Annotated in this window: 19 protein-coding genes and 1 pseudogene; 13 read left to right on the top strand and 7 right to left on the bottom strand. The window is 71.8% G+C overall.

The features are described 5' to 3' along the window. Positions 1-16 precede the first annotated feature (16 nt). On the bottom strand, positions 17-994 hold the full coding sequence (locus AB0K14_RS22370) for a hypothetical protein (protein ID WP_360455568.1): 978 nt from the start codon (positions 992-994) through the stop codon (positions 17-19). Positions 995-1,362: 368 nt separating this feature from the next. Between AB0K14_RS22370 and AB0K14_RS22365 the strand changes: the two genes are divergently transcribed. From AB0K14_RS22365 to AB0K14_RS22350, 4 genes are all read left to right on the top strand, one after another. Beyond that, positions 1,363-1,938 (top strand): hypothetical protein, encoded by a 576-nt coding sequence (locus tag AB0K14_RS22365; RefSeq protein WP_360455565.1) that lies wholly within the window; start codon positions 1,363-1,365, stop codon positions 1,936-1,938. Further along, positions 1,935-2,615, top strand: a complete 681-nt coding sequence (locus tag AB0K14_RS22360) for an acVLRF1 family peptidyl-tRNA hydrolase (protein WP_360455562.1) — start codon at positions 1,935-1,937, stop codon at positions 2,613-2,615. Before AB0K14_RS22365 ends, AB0K14_RS22360 begins: the two co-directional genes overlap by 4 nt. Positions 2,616-2,696: 81 nt before the next feature. Continuing rightward, a complete protein-coding gene (locus AB0K14_RS22355; RefSeq protein ID WP_360455559.1) occupies positions 2,697-3,107 on the top strand; it encodes a hypothetical protein in 411 nt (136 codons plus the stop codon). A gap of 4 nt (positions 3,108-3,111) precedes the next feature. Beyond that, positions 3,112-3,627 (top strand): SigE family RNA polymerase sigma factor, encoded by a 516-nt coding sequence (locus AB0K14_RS22350; RefSeq protein WP_360455556.1) that lies wholly within the window; start codon positions 3,112-3,114, stop codon positions 3,625-3,627. A 111-nt stretch (positions 3,628-3,738) separates the two neighbouring features. On the opposite strand, the gene AB0K14_RS22345 is transcribed toward AB0K14_RS22350, so the two are convergent. Further along, positions 3,739-4,104 (bottom strand): hypothetical protein, encoded by a 366-nt coding sequence (locus AB0K14_RS22345; protein ID WP_360455553.1) that lies wholly within the window; start codon positions 4,102-4,104, stop codon positions 3,739-3,741. A gap of 381 nt (positions 4,105-4,485) precedes the next feature. Between AB0K14_RS22345 and AB0K14_RS22340 the strand changes: the two are divergent. Further along, positions 4,486-4,623: pseudogene (locus tag AB0K14_RS22340) on the top strand (IS5/IS1182 family transposase); the annotation flags it as partial. A gap of 79 nt (positions 4,624-4,702) precedes the next feature. Here the strand turns inward: AB0K14_RS22340 and AB0K14_RS22335 are convergent. Next, positions 4,703-5,476 carry an SDR family oxidoreductase gene (locus AB0K14_RS22335; RefSeq protein ID WP_360455550.1) on the bottom strand — a complete coding sequence of 258 codons (774 nt, stop codon included), beginning with the start codon at positions 5,474-5,476 and terminating at the stop codon, positions 4,703-4,705. Between the two features lie 141 nt (positions 5,477-5,617). Between AB0K14_RS22335 and AB0K14_RS22330 the strand changes: the two genes are divergently transcribed. The 4 genes from AB0K14_RS22330 to AB0K14_RS22315 all read left to right on the top strand — a co-directional run bounded on the left by AB0K14_RS22330 (position 5,618) and on the right by AB0K14_RS22315 (position 10,976). Beyond that, entirely contained in the window at positions 5,618-7,246 is a 1,629-nt protein-coding gene (locus tag AB0K14_RS22330) for an ABC-F family ATP-binding cassette domain-containing protein (protein WP_360455547.1), read from the top strand. Positions 7,247-7,366: 120 nt separating this feature from the next. After that, on the top strand, positions 7,367-7,633 hold the full coding sequence (locus AB0K14_RS22325) for a helix-turn-helix domain-containing protein (RefSeq protein WP_219910853.1): 267 nt from the start codon (positions 7,367-7,369) through the stop codon (positions 7,631-7,633). Between the two features lie 66 nt (positions 7,634-7,699). Further along, positions 7,700-8,515: an enoyl-CoA hydratase/isomerase family protein gene (locus AB0K14_RS22320; protein WP_360455542.1), complete on the top strand. Its 816-nt coding sequence runs from the start codon at positions 7,700-7,702 to the stop codon at positions 8,513-8,515. A gap of 535 nt (positions 8,516-9,050) precedes the next feature. Beyond that, positions 9,051-10,976: an ABC transporter ATP-binding protein gene (locus tag AB0K14_RS22315; protein ID WP_360455600.1), complete on the top strand. Its 1,926-nt coding sequence runs from the start codon at positions 9,051-9,053 to the stop codon at positions 10,974-10,976. An 84-nt stretch (positions 10,977-11,060) separates the two neighbouring features. On the opposite strand, the gene AB0K14_RS22310 is transcribed toward AB0K14_RS22315, so the two are convergent. Together AB0K14_RS22310 and AB0K14_RS22305 are read right to left on the bottom strand one after the other, a co-directional pair. After that, the gene (locus AB0K14_RS22310) at positions 11,061-12,629 is read right to left on the bottom strand and encodes a penicillin-binding transpeptidase domain-containing protein (protein WP_360455539.1); all 1,569 of its coding nucleotides are present in this window, start codon (positions 12,627-12,629) and stop codon (positions 11,061-11,063) included. Positions 12,630-12,690: 61 nt separating this feature from the next. Then, a complete protein-coding gene (locus AB0K14_RS22305) occupies positions 12,691-13,431 on the bottom strand; it encodes an SIS domain-containing protein (RefSeq protein ID WP_360455536.1) in 741 nt (246 codons plus the stop codon). 104 nt (positions 13,432-13,535) lie between these two features. Here AB0K14_RS22305 and AB0K14_RS22300 point away from each other — a divergent pair, with 104 nt between their 5' ends. Next, positions 13,536-14,300 (top strand): DeoR/GlpR family DNA-binding transcription regulator, encoded by a 765-nt coding sequence (locus tag AB0K14_RS22300; protein ID WP_360455533.1) that lies wholly within the window; start codon positions 13,536-13,538, stop codon positions 14,298-14,300. 1 nt (position 14,301) lies between these two features. After that, positions 14,302-15,444 (top strand): MFS transporter, encoded by a 1,143-nt coding sequence (locus tag AB0K14_RS22295; protein WP_360455597.1) that lies wholly within the window; start codon positions 14,302-14,304, stop codon positions 15,442-15,444. Between the two features lie 10 nt (positions 15,445-15,454). Here AB0K14_RS22295 and AB0K14_RS22290 read toward each other — a convergent pair whose 3' ends face one another. Both AB0K14_RS22290 and AB0K14_RS22285 read right to left on the bottom strand, forming a co-directional pair. Continuing rightward, on the bottom strand, positions 15,455-17,587 hold the full coding sequence (locus AB0K14_RS22290; protein ID WP_360455530.1) for a transglycosylase domain-containing protein: 2,133 nt from the start codon (positions 17,585-17,587) through the stop codon (positions 15,455-15,457). A 135-nt stretch (positions 17,588-17,722) separates the two neighbouring features. Continuing rightward, on the bottom strand, positions 17,723-18,109 hold the full coding sequence (locus AB0K14_RS22285; protein ID WP_360455527.1) for a hypothetical protein: 387 nt from the start codon (positions 18,107-18,109) through the stop codon (positions 17,723-17,725). 294 nt (positions 18,110-18,403) lie between these two features. Here AB0K14_RS22285 and AB0K14_RS22280 point away from each other — a divergent pair, with 294 nt between their 5' ends. Together AB0K14_RS22280 and AB0K14_RS22275 are read left to right on the top strand one after the other, a co-directional pair. Beyond that, positions 18,404-19,222, top strand: a complete 819-nt coding sequence (locus tag AB0K14_RS22280) for a lysozyme (protein ID WP_360455524.1) — start codon at positions 18,404-18,406, stop codon at positions 19,220-19,222. A 23-nt stretch (positions 19,223-19,245) separates the two neighbouring features. After that, positions 19,246-19,869 (top strand): hypothetical protein, encoded by a 624-nt coding sequence (locus AB0K14_RS22275; RefSeq protein WP_360455521.1) that lies wholly within the window; start codon positions 19,246-19,248, stop codon positions 19,867-19,869. Positions 19,870-19,873 lie beyond the last annotated feature (4 nt).

Below are 19,873 nucleotides of genomic sequence, written 5' to 3'. Positions count from 1 at the left end.
CCCTTTTGTTCACGTGTTACTTCGGCCACTCCCAGCGGATGCCGAACACGCCGGGCCCGAAACCGAGCGCCACGGCGTGCACGCCACCGGCCGCGTCCAGCGCCAGGTTGCGGCGCCGGGCCGGGGTGTCGTCACCGGCGGGCACGCTGAACTGCTGGCAGCGGGCGGGCAGGTTGGACTGGTCGAACCGCACCTCGATCACGTACTCGCGCACCGGCAGCCGGAACTTGCGGGTGAACGTGTTGTTGCCCGCCGGGTAGTGGCCCTCGGCGAACAGCAGCTCGTACTCCATGATGATGGTCTCGCCCCTGCTCAGGGGCCGGTCGAACATCATCTCGGCGGCCATGATGTTGGCCTCGGTGTCCTCGACCACCCGGCCGAGGTGGCAGTTGCGCAGGTTCACCACCTGCGGCAGCACGTTCGCCTGCTCGGTCTCGAACACCAGCGCCCAGCGGTCCGGGCCGTCCTGCTCGGCGCGCAGGATCTGGCGCACCCACACCGAGCGCTGACCGCCGTCCGCGGCGATCTCGATCCGGTCGTGCTGGCTGATCCGGCCCAGCTTCACGTCCGAGGACGTGTCCACCTTGGTGAGCAGGGTCGCCACCCGCTCGCGACGCGCCCACAGCGCGTCGATCGGCATCATCGTGGTCGGCCGCGACCGCCTGCCGCGCGGGCGCGGCGGACCCAGCAGCGCCGACAGGCCTGCCTGCGGCACGCCGAGCACGGTCTCCAGGTGGCGCAGCGCCTCCAGCGACTCGGGTCGCTCGGGTCGGCGTCGGCCGGACTGCCAGTAGCTCAGCGTCGCGACGCTGATGGTGACCCCGCGCAGGGCGAGACGGTGCTGGATGCGGTCGAGACTCAGCCTGCTTGCTTTGATCGCGGCTCTCAGCGCCTCGGGGAAAGGTCCCGTGGTGAGAAGCTGCGCAAGACTGCCGTGGCCCGCCGAGTCGAGTTCGTCGACGGACAGGTTGGGTCGACCGGCAGCGTTGGTCATTGTGACTCCCCGCTGTCATGAGATCACGCCCCAGTGACCCTACCCGCCAACGCAGGGCGTTGGTGCCTACCAGGTGGAGTCAATGATTGGGCCATACGGGTTACGAGTTCACTGGGATGGGCATCGTTCTGTCAAGTGGTGAACATCCGTGCTCTTCCCTTTGTAAACCCGTCGGTAACATTGTGCAACGGGGGCTTCGGGGTCGTGGCGGCGGGCCCTTCGGTACCGGTGCGCGGTGGCGGCCGTTCGGCTGCGTGCGGCGCGCCCCGTCGTGTGCCGCGTCACCCGTTGCGTCACCCGCTCCGCCGTGCGCCCCGCCGGCCACGTGCCGTTGGCGGGCGTTGATCCGTTGGGCCTACTGTGTGCCGGTGACCGCCGCCCAGGACCTCGTGCCCCTGCCGGAGGACCCGTTGACGGAGGTCGCCGCCGCCGTGCTCGGCGCCGGCCACCACGTGGTGCTCGACCTGCTCGACGTGGTGCGCCACCACGGCGGGCCGCCGGTCGACGTGGTCCGCGCGGGCGACGACCTGCTGCCCCGGCTCGCCCACGAGAACGCGCTCGACCAGGCGCTGGTGCTGGCCAGGCAGGCGCTGCGGCCGGGCGGCCTGTTCGTCGCCGCCGTGCCCGAGTTGGACAAGCTCGGCCGGTTGCGGCCCACCGCGCCGCCGCCGAAGGTGTCCGGGCGGGGACCGGACCGGCAGGTGACCGTGCAGCTGTGGGACTGGTCGGCCGACGGCGAGTCCTACGCCCTGGAAGTGGTGCGGCTGGTGCGCGGCGCGGAGACGTGGGAGGTCGCGAACACCGTCTCGACCCGGCACCGGGTGCTGTCGCCCGAGCAGATCTCCGCGTCGCTGGCCGACGCCGGGTTCGGCGCGGTGCAGCGGCTCTCGCCGGCCGAGTGCGGGCACCCGCTACCGGTCTGGGTCGCGGTCGCGCCCGCATGAGCAGGGTCCGCCCGGTCTCCGGCGGCGGACGGGCGGTCGAGGTGCCGCCGGAACGCCTGGAAGGGTGGTTCTCGCGGTTCGCCGCCCGGCACGGAGGAGCGCGCTCGACCTCGGTGACCGCCGACCGTTGCCTGGTCACGGCGGTGGACGGGGCTACGGCCTCGGTCGACGTCGCCTTCGGTGAATTCACCCCGTCGGGCGAGTCCGATGGTCTCGTGCTCGACGCGTTGCTGGCGCACGCGTTCACTTCCCGTCGGGTCGGGCTGCTGCTGGTGCGGCTCGGCGGGCACAGCATCGGGGTGGCGCAGGACGGGGTGGTGCTCGTGTCGACCACGGACAGTCGTCAGGTGCACGGGCGCAACAAAGCGGGCGGGTGGTCGCAGCAGCGGTTCGCCCGGCGGCGGGAAGGGCAGGCGCGGGTCGCCCTCCAGGCCGCGGCGGACGACGCGGCGCGGGTGCTGGCGCCCAGGGTGGGCGAGCTGGACGCGGTCGTGCTCGGTGGTGACCGGCAGGCGTTGGACGCGCTGCGGGGCGACCGCCGGCTGGGCGAGGTGTTCGCGTTGGCGTCACCGCGGGTGCTGGACGTGCCGGAGCCTCGGCGGGCGGTGCTGGACGAGGCCGCCGTCCGGGCGCGCGCGGTGGAGGTCGTGGTCCGGGAATCACCCGGAAAGTCGTGACAACCCCCGCCCACCCCGACCGCATTCATAAGGGTGAGGGGGCACCGAACCGCGGTGGCCTCACGAACCCGAGGAGCAGTCTTGCTGCGCAAACGACTCGTGCTGGCGGCGGGAGCGATCGTGCTCGGCGGTATCGCCGTGGCCGTGCCCGCGCTGGCGTCCGGCGGCGGCGACGAGGCGCCCGTGTCGACCACCACCCGGCCGTCCCCCACCTCGGTCAGCACGTCGCCGATCGCCACCTCGCCGGTCGCCACCTCGCCGACCTCCACCGCGACCGAGCCGCAGTCGACGGTCACCCAGCCGCCCGCGACCACGAGCATGCCGGTGGAGGTCACCCCGTGGCCGACGACCACGGTGCACCCCGAGCCGACGTCGTCCCGGCCGCCGGTGACGTCGACGGTGACGACCTCGCCCGGGGCGTCCTTCCCGGTGACGACCACGACGACGAGGCCGCCGCTGCCGACCTCGACGACGGCCACCACGAGGCGCTGACGGCGTGAGCTGGGACGCGGAGTTCACCCACTACTTCGACCGGTGTGCCGACTCGATGCGCTTCACCGCGTTCTTGTTGTGCGGCAACCACCACGAGGCCGAAGACGTGGTGCAGTCCGCGTTCCTCAAGCTCTACCTGGCGGGGCCGAAGCTGGCGCAGCGCGAAGGGCTGGACGCCTACCTCCGGCAGATCGTGGTGCGCACGTTCCTGGCCGAGCGGCGCCGCGTGCGGTGGAAACGGGAGAAGCTCACCGACGCGTTGCCGGAGGTGCCGGTGGCGGGGTCCTTGAGCGAGGACAAGCTGGTGGTGTGGCAGGCGTTGAGCGCCGTGCCCGCCAAGCAGCGGGCGACGCTCGTGCTGCGGTACTGGCACGACCTGGGGGTGGAGGAGACGGCCGCGGCCCTCGGTTGCTCGGTGGGCACGGTGAAGAGCAACACGAACCGCGGCCTCAAGGCGTTGCGGCAGAGGCTGGGACCGGAGTTCGGCGAGTTGTGGCAGGAGGTGAGGCGCGGTGCTTGAGGACGAGCTGAGAAAGACGTTCGAGGAGCTGAACATCCAGCCGCCGCCGCGGTCGTTCGGGGCCGTGGACATCGTCCACCGGGGCGTCCGGATCAAACGTCGCCGCCGCGCCTACGCGGTGGCCGCGACCGGGACGGGCACCGCGATGGTGGCGGTGGTGGTCGCCTTCGCCCTGAACCAGCCCCCGAACGGTGACAGCGGCCCGGCGGGCCCGCCGGGTCCGGCGAGCAGCTCCAGCACCCCCGTCCCGACCAGCCCCACCACCACGCCGGGAGACGCCACGTCCTCGACCGTCGAGGGCCCGGCGTCTTCCTCCCCCAACCCCTCGCTCCCTCTGACGACCAGCCCGGACCCGATGTCCACGACCACGCCCACCACGACGAGGACGACCTCCCCGCAGACCACGGCCAGCTCCACGAGCACCGAACAGCCGCTGCTCACCACCACCCGCAGCTGACGGACCGACCTCGCGGGCAACCTGTCTCGTGCCTCGTGGTCGACCTGGGCAGTGCCCTGCAATCCGATGATCAGGAAGTCGGATAGTCGGCGGGCATGGTGGGGCGTGATGAGCCGACCGATCGTGGGCGGCGATCGAGCCATTGCCGCCGGTGTCGGGACGTCGTCGCAGGTGGCACCTGGCAGCGGATCCTGGACCGGTGATCGTCAAGGGCCACTCGGTCGGAGAGCTGGAGTGGGTCATCAGCGTCGACTCCAGCGTCGTGATGACTCCAGCATTGTCGGGAACCACCACCACACCACACCACACCACCGCCACGCCGTCGCCCGCACCGGACCCGGACATCCCCGCGTTCGACCCGAGGGCGTCATCGCCGACAGGGCCTATTCGCACGAGTCGACGCCTATTCGCACGAGTCGACCCGCCGGGCACTACGCACCCGCCGCACCGCCCTCACCTGCCCCGAACGCGCCGATCGGATCACCCGCCGCGTGAGCCTCGGTTCACGCGGCGGGCGACCACCGGCCTTCGACGCGTCGAACGCGCGCCGCCTGCTACCAGGCCGAACGTGCCATCGCCGCCGTCATCCTCCGGCTCCGGTGACTTGCAGAACCCCGCCTAACCCAGGGTGCCGGTGGCCAGCAGACCGCCGTCCACGCGCACGGTCTCGCCGGTGATCCACTCCGCCCCGTCCGACGCCAGGAACGCGACCAACCGCGCGACGTCCTCCGGCGTCCCGAGCCGCTTCATCGGGTAGCCGGCCGCCGCCTCCTCCTCGCGCCCGGTGTACAGGGCCTCGGCGAAGCGGGTCTTCACCACCGCCGGCGCGACCGCGTTGACCCGGACCTTCGGCCCGAGCTGCCACGCCAGCTCCTCCGTCAACCGGATCAGCGCCGCCTTGCTCGCCCCGTACGCCCCGATCACCCCGGTCGACCGCAGCCCTCCCACCGACGCGATGTTCACCACCGCGCCACCGTGCTCCCGCATCCACGCCTTCCACGCCAGCTGCACGAACCCCAGCGCGGCGACCACGTTGACGTCGAAGATCTTCCGCACCGCATCCAGGTCCGCGTCCACGAGCGCCCCGAACACCGGGTTGATGCCGGTGTTGTTCACCAGCACGTCCAGCCGCCCGAACCGCGTCACGGTCGCCTCGACCGCCCGCGCCCGGTCGTCGGCACTGCCCGCGTTCCCCGGCACCGCCAACACCCGATCGGGTGAGACGCCCGCGGTCGAGGCCAGGGACTCGGCGGCGGCGGCGACCGCTTCCGCCTTGCGCGCCGTGATCGTCACCGACGCGCCGCGCGTCAGCAGCTCCAGCGCGATGCCGTACCCGATGCCCCGGCTGGCGCCCGTGACCAGCGCCGCCCTGCCCGTGAAGTCCGAAGTCATAGCGGGCAATGTATGCCGGTGGACACACCTTGATAATCAAGTGGCGCCCACCCCGTAGACTGGGGACGTGGTCATCCTGATCGAGTAGGTCCCGCGCCAGCCGCGCCGTTGACCTCGCATGACCACACCCCGGAGTAGAACTTGATCACCGCAACCGATCTCGAGTTGCGCGCGGGCTCGCGCATCCTGCTGTCCGACGCCACGCTGCGCGTGCAGCCGGGCGACCGCATCGGCCTCGTCGGCCGCAACGGCGCCGGGAAGACCACCTCACTGCGCGTCCTCGCGGGCGAGGGCCAGCCGTACGCGGGCGAGGTGCGCCGCACCGGCGAGCTCGGCTACCTGCCGCAGGACCCGCGCGAGGGCGACCTGTCGGTCGTCGCCAAGGACCGCGTGCTGTCCGCGCGAGGCCTGGACCAGCTGCTCCGCGACATGGAGAAGATGCAGTCCGCCATGGCCGAGCTGGTGGACGACGCCGAGCTGCAGGAGGCCGTGCGCAAGTACGGCCGTCTCGAAGAGCGGTTCTCCGCCCTCGGCGGGTACGCGGCCGAGAGCGAAGCCGCCCGCATCTGCGCGAACCTGGGCCTGGCCGACCGCGTGCTGGCCCAGCCGCTGCGCACCCTGTCCGGTGGTCAGCGCCGCCGCGTCGAGCTGGCCCGCATCCTGTTCGCCGCCTCCGAGGGCGGTGTCGGCGCCAAGTCCGGCACGATCCTGCTGATCGACGAGCCGACCAACCACCTCGACGCGGACTCGATCGCGTGGCTGCGCGGGTTCCTCAAGTCGCACGAAGGTGGCCTGGTCGTGATCAGCCACGACGTCGAGCTGCTCGACGACGTGGTCAACAAGGTGTGGTTCCTCGACGCGACGCGCGGCGAGGTCGACATCTACAACATGGGCTGGAAGAAGTACCTCGAAGCGCGTGCCGCGGACGAGAAGCGCCGCCGTCGCGAGCGCGCCAACGCGGAGAAGAAGGCCGGCGCGCTCATGGCGCAGGCGGACAAGATGCGCGCGAAGGCCACCAAGGCCGTCGCCGCGCAGAACATGGCCCGCCGCGCCGAGAAGCTGCTGTCCGGCCTGGAGGACACCCGCCAGGCGGACAAGGTCGCCAAGATCCGCTTCCCGTCGCCCGCCACGTGCGGCAAGACCCCGTTGACCGCAGAGGGCCTGAGCAAGTCGTACGGGTCGCTCGAAGTGTTCACCGGCGTCGACCTGGCCATCGACCGCGGATCACGCGTGGTCATCCTCGGGCTCAACGGTGCCGGCAAGACCACGCTGCTGAGGCTCATCGGGTCGATGGAACGCCCCGACAACGGCGAGGTCATCGCCGGTCACGGCCTCAAGCTCGGGTACTTCGCCCAGGAGCACGAGACGCTCGACCACGAGGCAACGGTGTGGCAGAACATCCGCCACGCCGCGCCCGACACGCCGGAACAGCAGCTGCGCTCGCTGCTGGGCACGTTCCTGTTCAGCGGTGAGCAGCTCGACCAGCCCGCGGGCACGTTGTCGGGTGGCGAGAAGACCCGGTTGGCGCTGGCCGGTCTGGTGTCGAGCGCGGCGAACGTGCTGCTGCTGGACGAGCCGACCAACAACCTCGACCCGGCCAGCCGCGAGCAGGTGCTCGACGCGCTGCGCCGCTACGAGGGCGCCGTCGTCCTGGTCACGCACGACCCCGGCGCGGTGGAAGCGCTTGAGCCCGAGCGGGTGATCCTGCTGCCCGACGGGACCGAGGATCACTGGTCCCAGGAGTACCTGGAGCTCGTGCAGTTGGCTTGAGCCAACGGGTTTCGCCCTTCACACCACAACGTGAGCCCTGATCGACTCTGTGTGATCACACGACCGCTCGCCGATCATTTCGCTTGATCACCTGGCGTTCTTGGTCTTCGTGTTCGATCATTGCGACGACAGGGGCTTTCGAAGGCCCGACCTGCTGTCTACGGAAGGCGGGACAAGGTGGCTGACCTGAAGAAGGGCGCCCGGATCACCGGCGCCACGCGGGACAAGCTGGCCGCTGACCTGAAGAAGAAGTACGAAAAGGGCGCGAGCATCCGGGCGTTGGCCGAGTCCACCGGGCGCTCCTACGGCTTCGTGCACCGGGTGCTCAGCGAGTCCGGTGTGCAGCTGCGCGGTCGCGGTGGCGCCACCCGCACGAAGAAGAAGTAAGCTACCCTCCGGTAACCACATGGCGTCGAGGAGAGACGGCGCCTGACGAAACCCGGAGGTTCACGCATGTCGGCACCGACCACCATCGACGCCGGCCTGCTGGAACGCGGAGGCGTGCGGCTCGTCGTGGACGGACCGCGCGCGACGATCACGCTTGACCGTCCCGACGTGCTCAACGCACAGACGCCCTCGACTTGGGTGGCGTTGCGGACGATCGGCGAACAGCTGGGCCCGGACGTCCGCGTCGTGGTCGTCCGGGGTTCCGGTCGTGCCTTTTCCGCTGGGCTCGACCGGCGCATGTTCACGGGCGCCCCGGTGGAGGGCGAGCCGGGTCTGCCGGAGATCACGCGACGGGGACCCGAGGCGGGTGCTGCGCTGATCGCGGAGTTCCAAGAGGGTTTCCGCTGGTTGCGCGACCCGGCGCGGGTGACGGTCGCCGCGGTGCGCGGGCACGCGATCGGCGCGGGTTTCCAACTCGCCCTCGCGTGCGACTTCCGCGTGGCCGCCGACGACGTCAAGTTCAGCATGGCCGAGACCTCGCTCGGCCTGGTGCCCGACCTGGGCGGCACGCTGCCCCTGGTGCGCCTGGTCGGGTACTCGCGCGCGGCCGAGATCTGCCTGACGGGACGGCGCGTCGGCGCCGAGGAGGCGTTGCGGATCGGTCTCGCGAACTCCGTCGTGCCGGCGGACGGGTTGGACGCGGCGGTCGACGACCTGGTCGCGCAGGTCCTGAAGCCGATGCCGGGTGCGGTGCAAGAGACCTTGGCGCTGCTGGCGTCGGCGGCGGAGGGTGCGTCGGAGGAGCAGCAACTGCGGGCCGAGCGCGAGGCGCAACTGCGCCGACTCGCCGAGCTGACCGCCCTGGCCGGCGGCCAGAGCTGACCTCCAGGTTGGACACGATCGGGTGAGATCGGCCCGAAAATGTACGGAAACACTGTTCCCGTACCTCGGTTGATATGACGGAGCGCCGAACCACCCCAGCCATCCCACTCACCCGAACCACTCGCCACACCGCCACCGCCACCGCCACACCACCGCCGCCGTCCCGACCCGCGCGACCCCCGCCGGCCGCCACCCGCCCGGCCCGCCGCGATCCCAGTTCGCCGGACGCGACCGCCGTTCCCGGCCCGGCCCGCCCGCCATCCCTGCCTGACCGCCGCTGGCGAACAGTTGGCCGCTCCCAGCCCGGCTCGCCCGCGATCCGCGCTGGCCGGATTTGACTGCCGCCCGTGATTCGCGTCCGCCCGGCCTGACTGCCACCTGCCCACTCGCGGACGAACCGTGGCCGGTTGGAACCGCAGCACCGTGGGTGCTGGCCCGTGCCGTCCGGTGGCATTCCAGTTCGCGCGGGCTGGGGGAGAGAGGGCTGTAGGCGCGGGCGGGAACGTTGGGGGTGGTGGGGGCGTTGCTGTCTGTCGTGGACGGTTCCTGGGGTTTGATGCGTAGCGCGATGCGGGCGTCCGACGTGCCTAGCGGGGTGCGGCGGGGGACGTTTCGGCGGGTGTTGGGGTTCGCGGGGCCGCATCGGGCGAAGTTGGTGGTGTTCCTGCTGCTCACGGTGGTGTCCGCGGTTCTCGCGGTGAGCACGCCGGTGCTCGCGGGGCGGGTGGTGGATGCCATCGTCGGCGGGCGGGGCGTGTCCGTGGTGGTCTGGTTGGCGGTGGTGATCGCCGGGATCGCGGTGGTGGACGCGGGGCTGGGGTTGGTCGAGCGGTGGCAGTCGGCGCGGATCGGGGAGGGGTTGATCCACGACCTGCGGGTCGCGGTGTACGGGCACGTGCAGCGGATGCCCGTGGCGTTCTTCACCCGGACGCGTACCGGTGCGTTGGTCAGTCGGTTGAACAACGACGTGATCGGCGCGCAGCGGGCGTTCACGTCGACGCTCTCCGGTGTCGTCACCAATGTCATCCAACTGGGTCTCTCGCTGGGCGTGATGTTCACCCTGTCGTGGCAGGTGACCGCACTCGCCCTGGTGTTGTTGCCGGTGTTCGTGATCCCGGCTCGCCGCATGGGCGCCCGGATGGCGGACCTGCAGCGCGAGGCGTCCACGCTGAACGCGGGCATGACCACCCAGATGACCGAACGGTTCTCCGCCCCCGGCGCGACGCTGGTGAAGCTGTTCGGCCGACCCGAGGACGAGGTGGCGGAGTTCGGTGAACGAGCCGAGCGCGTCCGCGACATCGGCGTCCGCACGGCGATGGCCACCCGCTGGTTCATGACCGGCCTGACCCTGGTGTCGGCACTCGCCCAAGCCCTGGTCTACGGCCTCGGCGGCTACCTCGCGCTCACCGGCCACCTGGCCGCGGGCACCGTCGTGTCCCTGGCCCTGCTGCTCACCCGCCTGTATTCGCCGCTCACCGCGCTGGCCAACGCCCGGGTCGACGTGATGACCGCCCTCGTCTCATTCGAACGAGTGTTCGAAGTGCTGGACCTGAAGCCCATGATCACCGAACCGGACCGCCCGCGCCGCGTGCCCGACGGCCCGGTGTCGGTGGAGTTCGACGACGTGCGATTCGCCTACCCGGCGGCGGACAAGGTCTCGTTGGCCTCACTGGAATCAGTGGCCACATTGGACACACGCGGTGGCGAGGAGGTGCTGCACGGCATCAGCTTCCGCGCCGAGCCCGGTCAGCTGGTCGCCCTCGTCGGCTCGTCGGGCGCGGGCAAGTCGACCATCGCCTCGCTGGTACCGCGGCTCTACGACGCCGACTCCGGCACCGTCCGGCTGTCCGACGTGGACGTGCGCGAGCTGTCGTTCGAGTCCCTGCGCCGCGCGGTCGGCGTCGTCACCCAGGACGGGCACCTGTTCCACGACACCATCCGCGCGAACCTGAGCTACCCGCGTCCCGGCGCGACCGAGGACGAACTGTGGGACGCGCTGCGCCGGGCACGCCTGGACACCCTGGTCCGCTCACTGCCCGACGGCCTCGAAACCGTGGTGGGCGAGCGCGGCTACCGGCTGTCCGGCGGTGAACGGCAGCGGCTGACCATCGCCCGCCTGCTGCTGGCCCGGCCGCGCGTGGTGATCCTGGACGAGGCGACCGCGCACCTGGACTCCGAGTCGGAGGCCGCCGTGCAGGTCGCGCTGGCCGAGGCGTTGCGCGGCCGGACCGCGCTGGTGATCGCGCACCGGTTGTCCACGATCCGGGCGGCGGACCAGATCCTGGTCGTGGAGGACGGGCGAGTGGTGGAACGCGGCACGCACGCCGAGCTGCTCGCCGCCGAGGGCCGCTACGCCGACCTGTACCGGACGCAGTTCGCCGAGACGGAGGCACCCGGTGAGGGCGGAGAGCCCGCCGGGACGACAGACGTGCCCGCGCGGACCGCGGAGGCCGCCGTCTAGAGACCGCCGGGACGGCAGGCGCGCCTGCCGAAATGACAGGCGCGCCCACGCGGACCGCGGAGGCCGCCGTCTGAAGACCGCCGTCTAGAGACCGCCGAGGAACGTGCCGGTGGCGGCCACCGCGACCTTGGACGAGCCGCCGTTCACCACCAGCACCGAGAACGCCAGGTCGCCCCGGTAGCCGATGAACCACCCGTGCGCCCGCGAACCGTCACCGAACTGGGCGGTGCCGGTCTTGCCGCGCACCGCGCCGTAACGGGCGAGTTCCCGAGCCGTGCCACCGGTCACCACCTCGCCCATCATCGAACGCAGCGCGTTCACGACCCCGCCGGGCAACGCCGTCGGCTGCGGACCCTCGGTCGGGATCTCCCGGATCAACTGCGGCACGGGCGTGCGGCCGTTGGCGACCGTGGCCGCGACCAGCGCCATGCCGAACGGCGTCGCCTGCATCTGGCCCTGGCCGATGCCGGCCTCCACCCGGGCGGGCACGGAGTCAGCGGGCGGGATCTTGCCGGTGTTCGTGGTGATGCCCGCGACGGTGAAGTCCGACGCCAGCCCGAAGTACGCGGCGGCCTCGGGCAGCGCCGTCGCGGGCAGGGACGCCGCCAGCTGACCGAAGCTGGTGTTGCACGACGCCGCGAACGCCCGGCGCAGCGGCACCGTGCCCAGCTCGAAGGAGTCCTCGTTGGTGATCTGCCGGGTGCCGATGGTCGCCTTGCCGGGGCACGGCACCGGGGTGTCGGCCGTCGCCAACCCGCCGGTCAGCGCCGCCGTGGCGGTGACGACCTTGAACGTCGACCCGGGCTCGTACCGGCCGTACAGCGCGAGCGGGTCGCGTCCGGCGGTCTGGTTCTGCGCCACCGCCAGGATCTCGCCGGTCGACGGCTGGATCGCCACCAGCATCGCCGCCTCGCCGACCTGGTCGACCGCGGCCTGTGCGGCGGCCTGCGTCCTCGGGTCCAACGTGACCGTGGTCGTCCTCGCGCCCTGCGCCTTCTGCTCCTGCACCACGGCGACCGGTGCCCCGTTCGGGTCCACGATGGCGACCTGCCAGCCGGGCGTGCCGCCCAACGCGCCGACGGTCTGCCGCACCGAGTCCATCACCACCGGCGCGAAACCCTGCGGCACGGGCACGCCGTCGCGGCCGAGCAGCGCGCCGTCGGCGGCGGTCGTGGTGTAGGCGAGGCTCTGGCCCTCGGCGAGCTGCGGGTGCAGCAGGGTGGGCGACCAGTGCACCCGCCACCGGTCGTCCGCCAGCCGCAGCTCGACCTTGGTCGGGTACCGCAGCGGCACGCCGCCGGGCAGCGTCCACGTGACGGCCGCGTCGACCGAGGTCGTCGTGACGCCGTCGGGCACCTGCGGCAGCACGCTGAGCTGCGCGTGGAACGACACCCCCGGCATGCCCTGCTGGGTCCGGGCGATCGCCGCGCCCGCCGCGTCCACCGCGTCGGTGGCCGCCGCGGCCTGTCCCGCCTGGCCGGACATCATCGCGGTGAAGAACTGCTGGGCGACGACACCCGGACCCACCCTCGGGGGTCCGTCCCCGGTCGCCGGCCCGTCGTCCGGCCACAGCACCAGCACGCCCGTCACGATCACCGCGACCGTCGCGACGCCCCCACCGGCCAGCACCCACCGCTTGGTTCTCTCGTTCACGAATAACCCCCCTTGCCGGTCGGAGATTAACCCGACCGTGTGGAGAATTCGTGAACTTCACTCAGCCCAGCTGGGGCACCCGCGTCTGGTACTTGCGCAGCAGGTCGGCGTTGGCCGTGTCGCCGCCCTCGACGTTCGCGCTGCGCCACAGCGGCAGCGCCACGCCCGCCTCGGCGGCCTTGTCGAACAGGCGCACCATCAGCAGGTTCCACAGGAACGCGGTCGCGATCGTGGAGACGGCGGCGGTGACGGGGTTCGCGAGCGGGTAGGTCGCGTCGCCGGGCGGCACCAGGTTGTCCAGCACCACGGTGGCGTTCTCGGCGAGCGTGGTGCCCGCACGGCGCGGTGCGAGCGCGCTCGCCGCGACCGACGTCACCGCGACCACGGGGCAGCCGGCGTCCGCCGCGAGCACCGCGAGTTCCACCGGGTAGGGGTTCACGCCCGAGGTGGAGAAGACGAACAGCAGGTCGTGTGCGGCCAGGCCCGCGTCGCGCAGCACCTCGGCGGCCAGGCCGGAGCGGCGTTCGGCGGCCGTGCTGCTCACCGCGCCGTGCATGGGCAGCAGTTCCGGGTGGTAGACGGGGCGCACGCAGGCCAGGCCACCGGCGCGGTAGAACGTCTCGGCGACCGCGGCGAGGGAGTGGCCGGCGCCCGCGGTGAGCACCATGCCGTCCGCGCGAACGCTCGCCAGCACCAGTTCGGCCACGTCGTCCAGGGCCGCCGCGTTCTGCTGCTCCACCCTGGTCAGGTGGTTGCGCACGACGTCGCCGTAGTCGGAATCGGTCGCGAGCTCGGTCGTCATGCGGTCCTCCAGTGGTCTATACCAAACGGGTGCCGGTGCCCAGTCCTACCGGATCGTCCCATCACCCGCCAGGGTGTTGACCTTCAAACATTCCGGATGTTCAGATGAACACCATGGATGTTGCCTGGCGGCACGAGAAGATCCTCCAGCGCCTGCGCGGCGGTGAACGCGTGGCGGTCGGCACCCTGGCCGGGTTGGTGGGAGCCTCGGAGATGACCGTGCGGCGCGACCTCGACGTGCTGGAGCGGGAAGGCCTGCTCCGGCGGGTGCGCGGTGCCGCGGTCGGCATGCTGACGGGCGAGGAGACGCCGTACGCGGCGCGGACCCGGCAGCGGCTGGAGGTCAAGCGGCGCATCGGCGCCGCGGTCGCCGCGCTGCTGGACGACGGCGAGACGGTCGTGCTCGACGGCGGCAGCACCACCGTGGAGGTCGCCCGGCTGCTGGTCGACCGGCGGATGACCGTGCTGCCGCTGTCGCTGCACTCCGCGGACCTGCTGCGCGGCGCGGAGCAGGTGCGGCTCGTGCTGCCGGGCGGCGACCTCCGGCCCGGCGAGCTGGCGTTCGTCGGGCCGCTCACCGAGCACGCGTTCGAGGTGATGCGGTTCGACACGATGGTGCTCGGCAGCTGCGGGCTGAGCGTGCGCGACGGCGTGTCGGCGCACGACCTGGCCGAGGGCGCGGTGAAGAAGGCGGCCGTCGACGCGTCGGCGCGGGTGGTCGCGGCGATCGACAGCTCGAAGTTCGGGCGCACGGCGTTCGGGCGGGTGTGCCCGGTGGAGGCGATCGACGTGCTGGTCACCGACTCGGAGGCGCCGGAGGACGAGGTGGCCCGGATGCGGGACGCCGGTGTGGAGGTGCGGCTTGTCTGACGTGGTGGTGCACCCGCCGCCACGCCGCGCGCGGGTGGCCACGGCGATCGTGTTCGCCGTGCACGCCGCCGTGTTCGGCGCGTGGACGCCCCACATCCCGGCGGTGAAGGACCGGTTGGCGCTCGACGACGGCACGTTGGGGTTGACGCTGCTGGGCGCGCCGGTGGGTTCGGTGGTCGCGATGCTGCTGGTCGGCGGCTGGGTCGCGCGGTGGGGCAGCAGGCGGGTGGTGCTGGTGGCGTTCCTCGCGTACGGGGCGGCGTCGCCGTTGCTGGGGTTGGCCTGGGCGCCGTGGGCGTTGTTCGCCGGGCTCGCCCTGTGGGGCGGGTTCCAGGGCGCGCTGGACGTGGCGATGAACTCGCAGGGCATCGCGGTCGAGGCGGGGTACGGCCGGCCGATCCTGTCCGGCTTCCACGCGTGGTGGAGCTTCGGCGGGTTCGTCGGGGTCGGGTTGGGCGCGCTGGCGATCGCCACCGGGCTGGACCTGGCCACGCAGATGGTCGTGGCCACGGGCGTGGTGCTGCTGCTCGCGCTGCCGCTGACCAGGGCGATGCTGGGCGACGACCACGCCGTGGACGGGCACCGGCTCGGGCTGCCGTGGCGGGACCGCCGGGTGCTGCTGCTGGGCGCGATCATGTTCGCGGGCCTGCTGTGCGAGGGCGCCGTGGGCGACTGGTCGGCGCTGTACCTGCGCGACACCGTCGGGGTGTCGGCGGGCCTGGCGGGCTGGGGTTACGCGGTGTTCGCGGCGCTGATGTTCCTCGGGCGGGCCATGGGCGACCGGTGGGTGGCGCGGTTCGGCGCGGCCCGGGTCGTCGGCGGCTTGGCGGGGTTCGGCGCGGTCGGCATGGCGGTGGCGCTGGTGGTGGGGGAGTTCTGGGTCGCGCTGGTCGGGTTCGGCGCCTTCGGCCTCGGCCTGGCGTGCATCGTCCCGGTGGCGTTCAGCGTGGCGGCGGCCCGGTCCGACGCCCACGCGGCGCAGGCGATCGCGGGTGTGGCCACGGCCGGCTGGGCCGGGTTCCTCCTCGGGCCGCCGCTGATCGGGCTGCTGGCGCAGGCGAGCTCGCAGGGCTGGGCGCTGGCCGTCCTGCCGGTCCTGTGCCTGGGCGTGGTGCTCGGCGCCCGGTCGCTCGACCGGGGGTGACCCGGCCCGATCACCGGCCGCGGTAGCGCGGGTCCACCGGCGGCAAGGGCTTCTCGGGCAGGTTGGCGTGCGCCTTCATCATGAAGTCGAACCACGTCCGCGCGGGCAGGGTGCCGCCGTAGATGTCACCCTCGTCGCACAGGCGGGGCGGGCCTCCCTGCACGCAGATGCCGCGTGGCGACGTGCTGTCGTTGAACACCTGCACCGCACCGGCGTAGTCCGGGGTCGCGCCTAGGAACGCCGCCGACTTGTACTCCTCCGTCGTGCCCGTCTTCCCCAGCGCCGGCCGCGTCCACCCGAACTGCTTCGCGGCCGCCGCCGCCGTGCCGCGGTCCTGGTCGTCCTCGCTCATCGCCACCGCCAGCGCGTTCGCCAGCGGCTCCTCCACCACCTGCTCGCACGGCGGCTCGGCGTACGCGGCGTCCTTGCCGTGCCGGTCGGTGATCTTCACGATCGGCGTCGGCCGGCACCACGTGCCACCCGACATCAGCGTCGCCGCCACGTTCGCCAGCTCCAGCGTGTTCGTCGGCGCCGGCCCCAGCGTGAACGACGCGTTCCCGGACCCCTTGTAGAACTCCGCCTGCGTCACCCGCAGTTCCTTCTGCTTCGCCTTCGGGTCCGGCGGCACGCCCGCGATGTTGGTCGCCAGCGTCTCCCGCATGCCGAGCCGGTGCGCCATGTCGACCACCGCATCCAACCCGACCTTCTCCTCCAGGATCACGAACGCGGTGTTGGGCGAGGTCGACAACGCCTGCGTCAACGTCATCTGGGGCGGGTAGCTGCCGTCGTGGTTGCGCAGGCAGTACCAGTACGTGAACGGCTCACCGGTGCCCGGACATCCCGGCGCGCCGCCGCGGAACACGCGTGAGGCGTACGAACCGGGCGACTGGACGACGCTGTCGACCCCGAGCCCGCCCTTCTCCATCGCCGCCGCGGCCGTGAACACCTTGTACACCGACCCCGCGCCGAACTTGTTCTCCACCGCGCTGGGCAGGTCGAACTGCGTCTGGAACTGGTCCTGCTTGAGCCCGTAGTCGCGGTTGGCGACCAGCGCCACGACCTCGTGCCGGTCCTTGCCCGGCCGCACGATCGCCGCCGCGTTCGCGATGCCCGGGGTGGTCTTGGGCACCTGCGCCTCGGCCGCCTGCTTCGCCTGCTGGGTGAGCGTGCGGTCCAACGTGGTCTGGATGGTGTAGCCGCCGACCTTCAACTCGTTCAACGAGTAGCCGTTGCGGGTCAGGTGGTTCACCACGAACGAGCAGAAGAAGCCCACGTCCGGCCCCGACCCGACGCACCCGGTCGACAGCGGCCGCACGGGCGTCGCCAGCCCCAGCGGCGTCCGCTTGTGCACCTCGGCCTGCTCGCGCGACAGCTTGGCGTTCTCCGCCATCAGGTCGATGACCATGTTCCGCCGCTCGACCGCCTTGTCCGGCCGCGCCTCCGGGTCCAGGAACGTCGGGCTGTTGACCATGCCGGCGAGCATCGCGGCCTGCGGTACGGTCAACTGGTCGGGCGTGGTGTCGAAGTACGCCTGGGACGCCGCGGCGATGCCGTAGATCGTGCCGCCGAACGGCACCACGTCCAGGTACCGCGACAGGATCTCGTCCTTGCTCAGCTGGCTCTCCACGTGCATCGCGATGCGCGCCTCGCGCAGCTTGCGCGCGATCGTCTGCTCCTGAGCCTCCTTCTGACCGCCGACGTCCTCCCGCTCCAGCACGTGCACGAGGTGGTTCTTGACGTACTGCTGCGTGATCGTCGAGGCGCCCTGGGAGACGGTGCCCTCGGACTGGTTCCTCATCGCGGCGCGCAGCGTGGCCAGCCAGTCGACGCCCTGGTGCTCGTAGAACCGGCGGTCCTCGGCGGAGACCAGCGCGTCCTTCATCACCTGCGCGACCTTGTCCGGCGGCGTGAGCAGGCGGTACTGGTCGTAGAGGTAGGCGAACGGGACGCCGTCCTTGTCCGTGATGGTCGTCATCAGCGGCGGCGGCGACTCCAGCATGCTGACCGTGGTGGCGGCGACCTGGTCGCTCATCCGGTTGGACACCAGGCCGGCCGCGCCGACGACCGGGATCGCCATCCCGGCCAGCAGCAACCCGGCCACCATGCAGAGGCCCATGAGTTTGGCGAGGCTGGCGGTTCGCATGATGAGGGAGTTTCGCTCTGACGGGCACCGGAAACGTCGGCGGAACAGGGTTCACCGCAACGTACGGACAATGACACCCCGGCGTTTGACCCGGCTTTGTTCACCCGTTAGTGGACTGTTTCTACGCAGGGTCTTCTACGCGGCGTCGGTGCGGTTGAAGGCGGCGCTGGCGAGATCGGCCGCGTGCCGCATCGCGGCGGCGTGCAGCGCGGTCAGCGACAGCGCGTCGGCCTGCCCCGCCGGATCGCCCACGGTGGGCTCCAACCGCGACTCGGCGGTCACGTAGACCACGCACTCGGCGGCCACGCTCAGCCGCCGCGCGAGGAACGCGACGGCCCTCATCAGCCGCTCGGCCTCGGCCTCGGTGATCGGCACGACCCGCGGCGGGTCGGCGTCGACCTCCTCGTCGACGTCCTGCCGGCTGGCCCGGCAGGCCAGGCCGCGGTCCCACAGACCGGCGGCCTCGTGCAGTGACTCGATGAAAGGTTCCCAGTCCACTCGGGTCGCTTGGGTCGAGGTCATGATTCTCACCTTCCGTACGTCGCGCTCATCGGGTGAGTGCCCCCGGAAGTGTCACTTCATGCCGGCATTTTTCGGCCGTGGCGGAATTGATCGTCACCGACGCGGACCGCCTGGTCACGACGCGTGCCTCGAAAGTCGACTTTTGTCATTCGTTCAGGTGGATAAGACATCTTCAGGTTGTCCCGGCACCAACGGTGGTAGCCGTTCGGCAGAAGTCACGACCGCGAGTCGGCGCGAGCCGCCGCCGGGAGCACGGCCCCACCCACACCGGGCGGAGCAGGGGAGGAATGTCCGATGCCGACGCGATCCCAGAGATGGCTTTCCCGCACGACCGCGTCGGTGGTGGCGCTGGCCTGCCTCGCGGTGCCGCAGGCGCCGACGGCGGCGGCCCAGCCGTCGCGCGAGGGTTCCGCGGACCACTACGCGGGCTCGCAGATCGCCGAGCACGAGGGCGCGACGCCGGTCGACGCGAGCGAGCTCGTGCTCGACGGCCCCACCGTGCCCGGCATGGACGTCAGCAGCCACCAGGGTGACGTCGACTGGCCGCACTGGTGGGGCCAGGGCATGCGGTTCACCTACGTCAAGGCCACCGAGGGCACCGGCTACCGCAACCCGAACTTCGGCCAGCAGTACAACGGCTCGTACGACGTCGGCATGGTCCGCGGCGCGTACCACTTCGCGCTGCCCGACCGGTCCGACGGCGCCGCGCAGGCCGACTACTTCGTGACCAACGGCGGCGGCTGGTCGGCGGACGGCCGCACGCTGCCCGGGGCGCTCGACGTCGAGTACAACCCGTACGGTGAGGACAAGTGCTACGGCCTCGCGCCGGAGGCGATGGTCGCCTGGATCCGCCAGTTCAGCGAGACCTACCAGGCGCGCACCGGCCGCTGGCCGATGATCTACACGTCCACCTCGTGGTGGGACATGTGCACGGGCGCGCTCGGTGACTTCTCCGGGACGAACCCGTTGTGGGTGGCCCGGTACGCCGAGAGCGTCGGCCCGCTGCCGCACCGCTGGTCGGTCCACGCGATCTGGCAGCACACGTCGACCCCGATCGACCAGAACCTGTTCAACGGCACCATGGACGACCTCGTGGCTCTGGCCCGGGGCTGAGTCGTCCGGAACGGCGGCAAGCCATGCACAACGACAAGGCCGAGGGCACCTCATTCCCGGTGCGGTGGCGCGGGTACGACCGGCGGGACGTGGACGCGTCACTGACCCGCCTGCGGCAGGAGGTGGCGGGCCTGCGGGAGGAGCTCGAGGTGCTCCGCCTGGACCGGGACGGGGCGGTGGCCACCGCCGACGACCTGATCCGCGAGCTGGAGGACGCGCGCAGCGAGATCGGCGAGTACCGGGTGCTGCACGCGGGCTACTCGAAGGACAACGCGGTGTCCGGGTGCATCCGCTACCTGATGCACGTGGCCAGGCAGAAGGCGGACGCCTTCGAGACCGACGCGCGGGAGCGCAGCGAGCAGATGCTCAAGCGCGCCGAGGAGGTGGCGCGGCAGCAGGCCGTGCTGCTGGACGAGACCGAGCAGGAGACGCAGCGCAGGCTCGCGGAGGCCGAGCAGCGCGCCCGGGCGATCGTGGCCCAGGCCACCGCGGAGGCGCGTGCCCTGCTGGCCGGTCACCTGGACGGGCCGGACCGGTGGACCGCGGACACCCAGCCGTCGCTGGACGTGCCGCTGCCCCGGCTCATCTCCGGCCCGCTGCCGGTGGTGCAGCCCGACGCGGAGGAGCAACGCCCCACCACGGCGTGACGGT

Origin of the sequence: Actinosynnema sp. NPDC050801, from assembly GCF_040673975.1 — a bacterium.
Taxonomy (GTDB): Bacteria; Actinomycetota; Actinomycetes; order Mycobacteriales; family Pseudonocardiaceae; genus Actinosynnema.
Note: the sequence above shows the minus strand (reverse complement) of the source record. Positions and strands in the feature narration are given on the sequence as shown.

Excerpts from the sequence above, each read along its gene's own strand:
- AB0K14_RS22370 (WP_360455568.1), bottom strand. The coding sequence starts at position 994 with ATGACCAACGCTGCCGGTCGACCCAACCTGTCCGTCGACGAACTCGAC.
- AB0K14_RS22305 (WP_360455536.1), bottom strand. The coding sequence starts at position 13,431 with ATGACGACCGAGCTCGCGACCGATTCCGACTACGGCGACGTCGTGCGC.
- AB0K14_RS22280 (WP_360455524.1), top strand. The coding sequence starts at position 18,404 with ATGCCGACGCGATCCCAGAGATGGCTTTCCCGCACGACCGCGTCGGTG.
- AB0K14_RS22360 (WP_360455562.1), top strand. The coding sequence starts at position 1,935 with ATGAGCAGGGTCCGCCCGGTCTCCGGCGGCGGACGGGCGGTCGAGGTG.
- AB0K14_RS22320 (WP_360455542.1), top strand. The coding sequence starts at position 7,700 with ATGTCGGCACCGACCACCATCGACGCCGGCCTGCTGGAACGCGGAGGC.
- AB0K14_RS22285 (WP_360455527.1), bottom strand. The coding sequence starts at position 18,109 with ATGACCTCGACCCAAGCGACCCGAGTGGACTGGGAACCTTTCATCGAG.
- AB0K14_RS22290 (WP_360455530.1), bottom strand. The coding sequence starts at position 17,587 with ATGCGAACCGCCAGCCTCGCCAAACTCATGGGCCTCTGCATGGTGGCC.
- AB0K14_RS22275 (WP_360455521.1), top strand. The coding sequence starts at position 19,246 with ATGCACAACGACAAGGCCGAGGGCACCTCATTCCCGGTGCGGTGGCGC.
- AB0K14_RS22300 (WP_360455533.1), top strand. The coding sequence starts at position 13,536 with ATGAACACCATGGATGTTGCCTGGCGGCACGAGAAGATCCTCCAGCGC.
- AB0K14_RS22335 (WP_360455550.1), bottom strand. The coding sequence starts at position 5,476 with ATGACTTCGGACTTCACGGGCAGGGCGGCGCTGGTCACGGGCGCCAGC.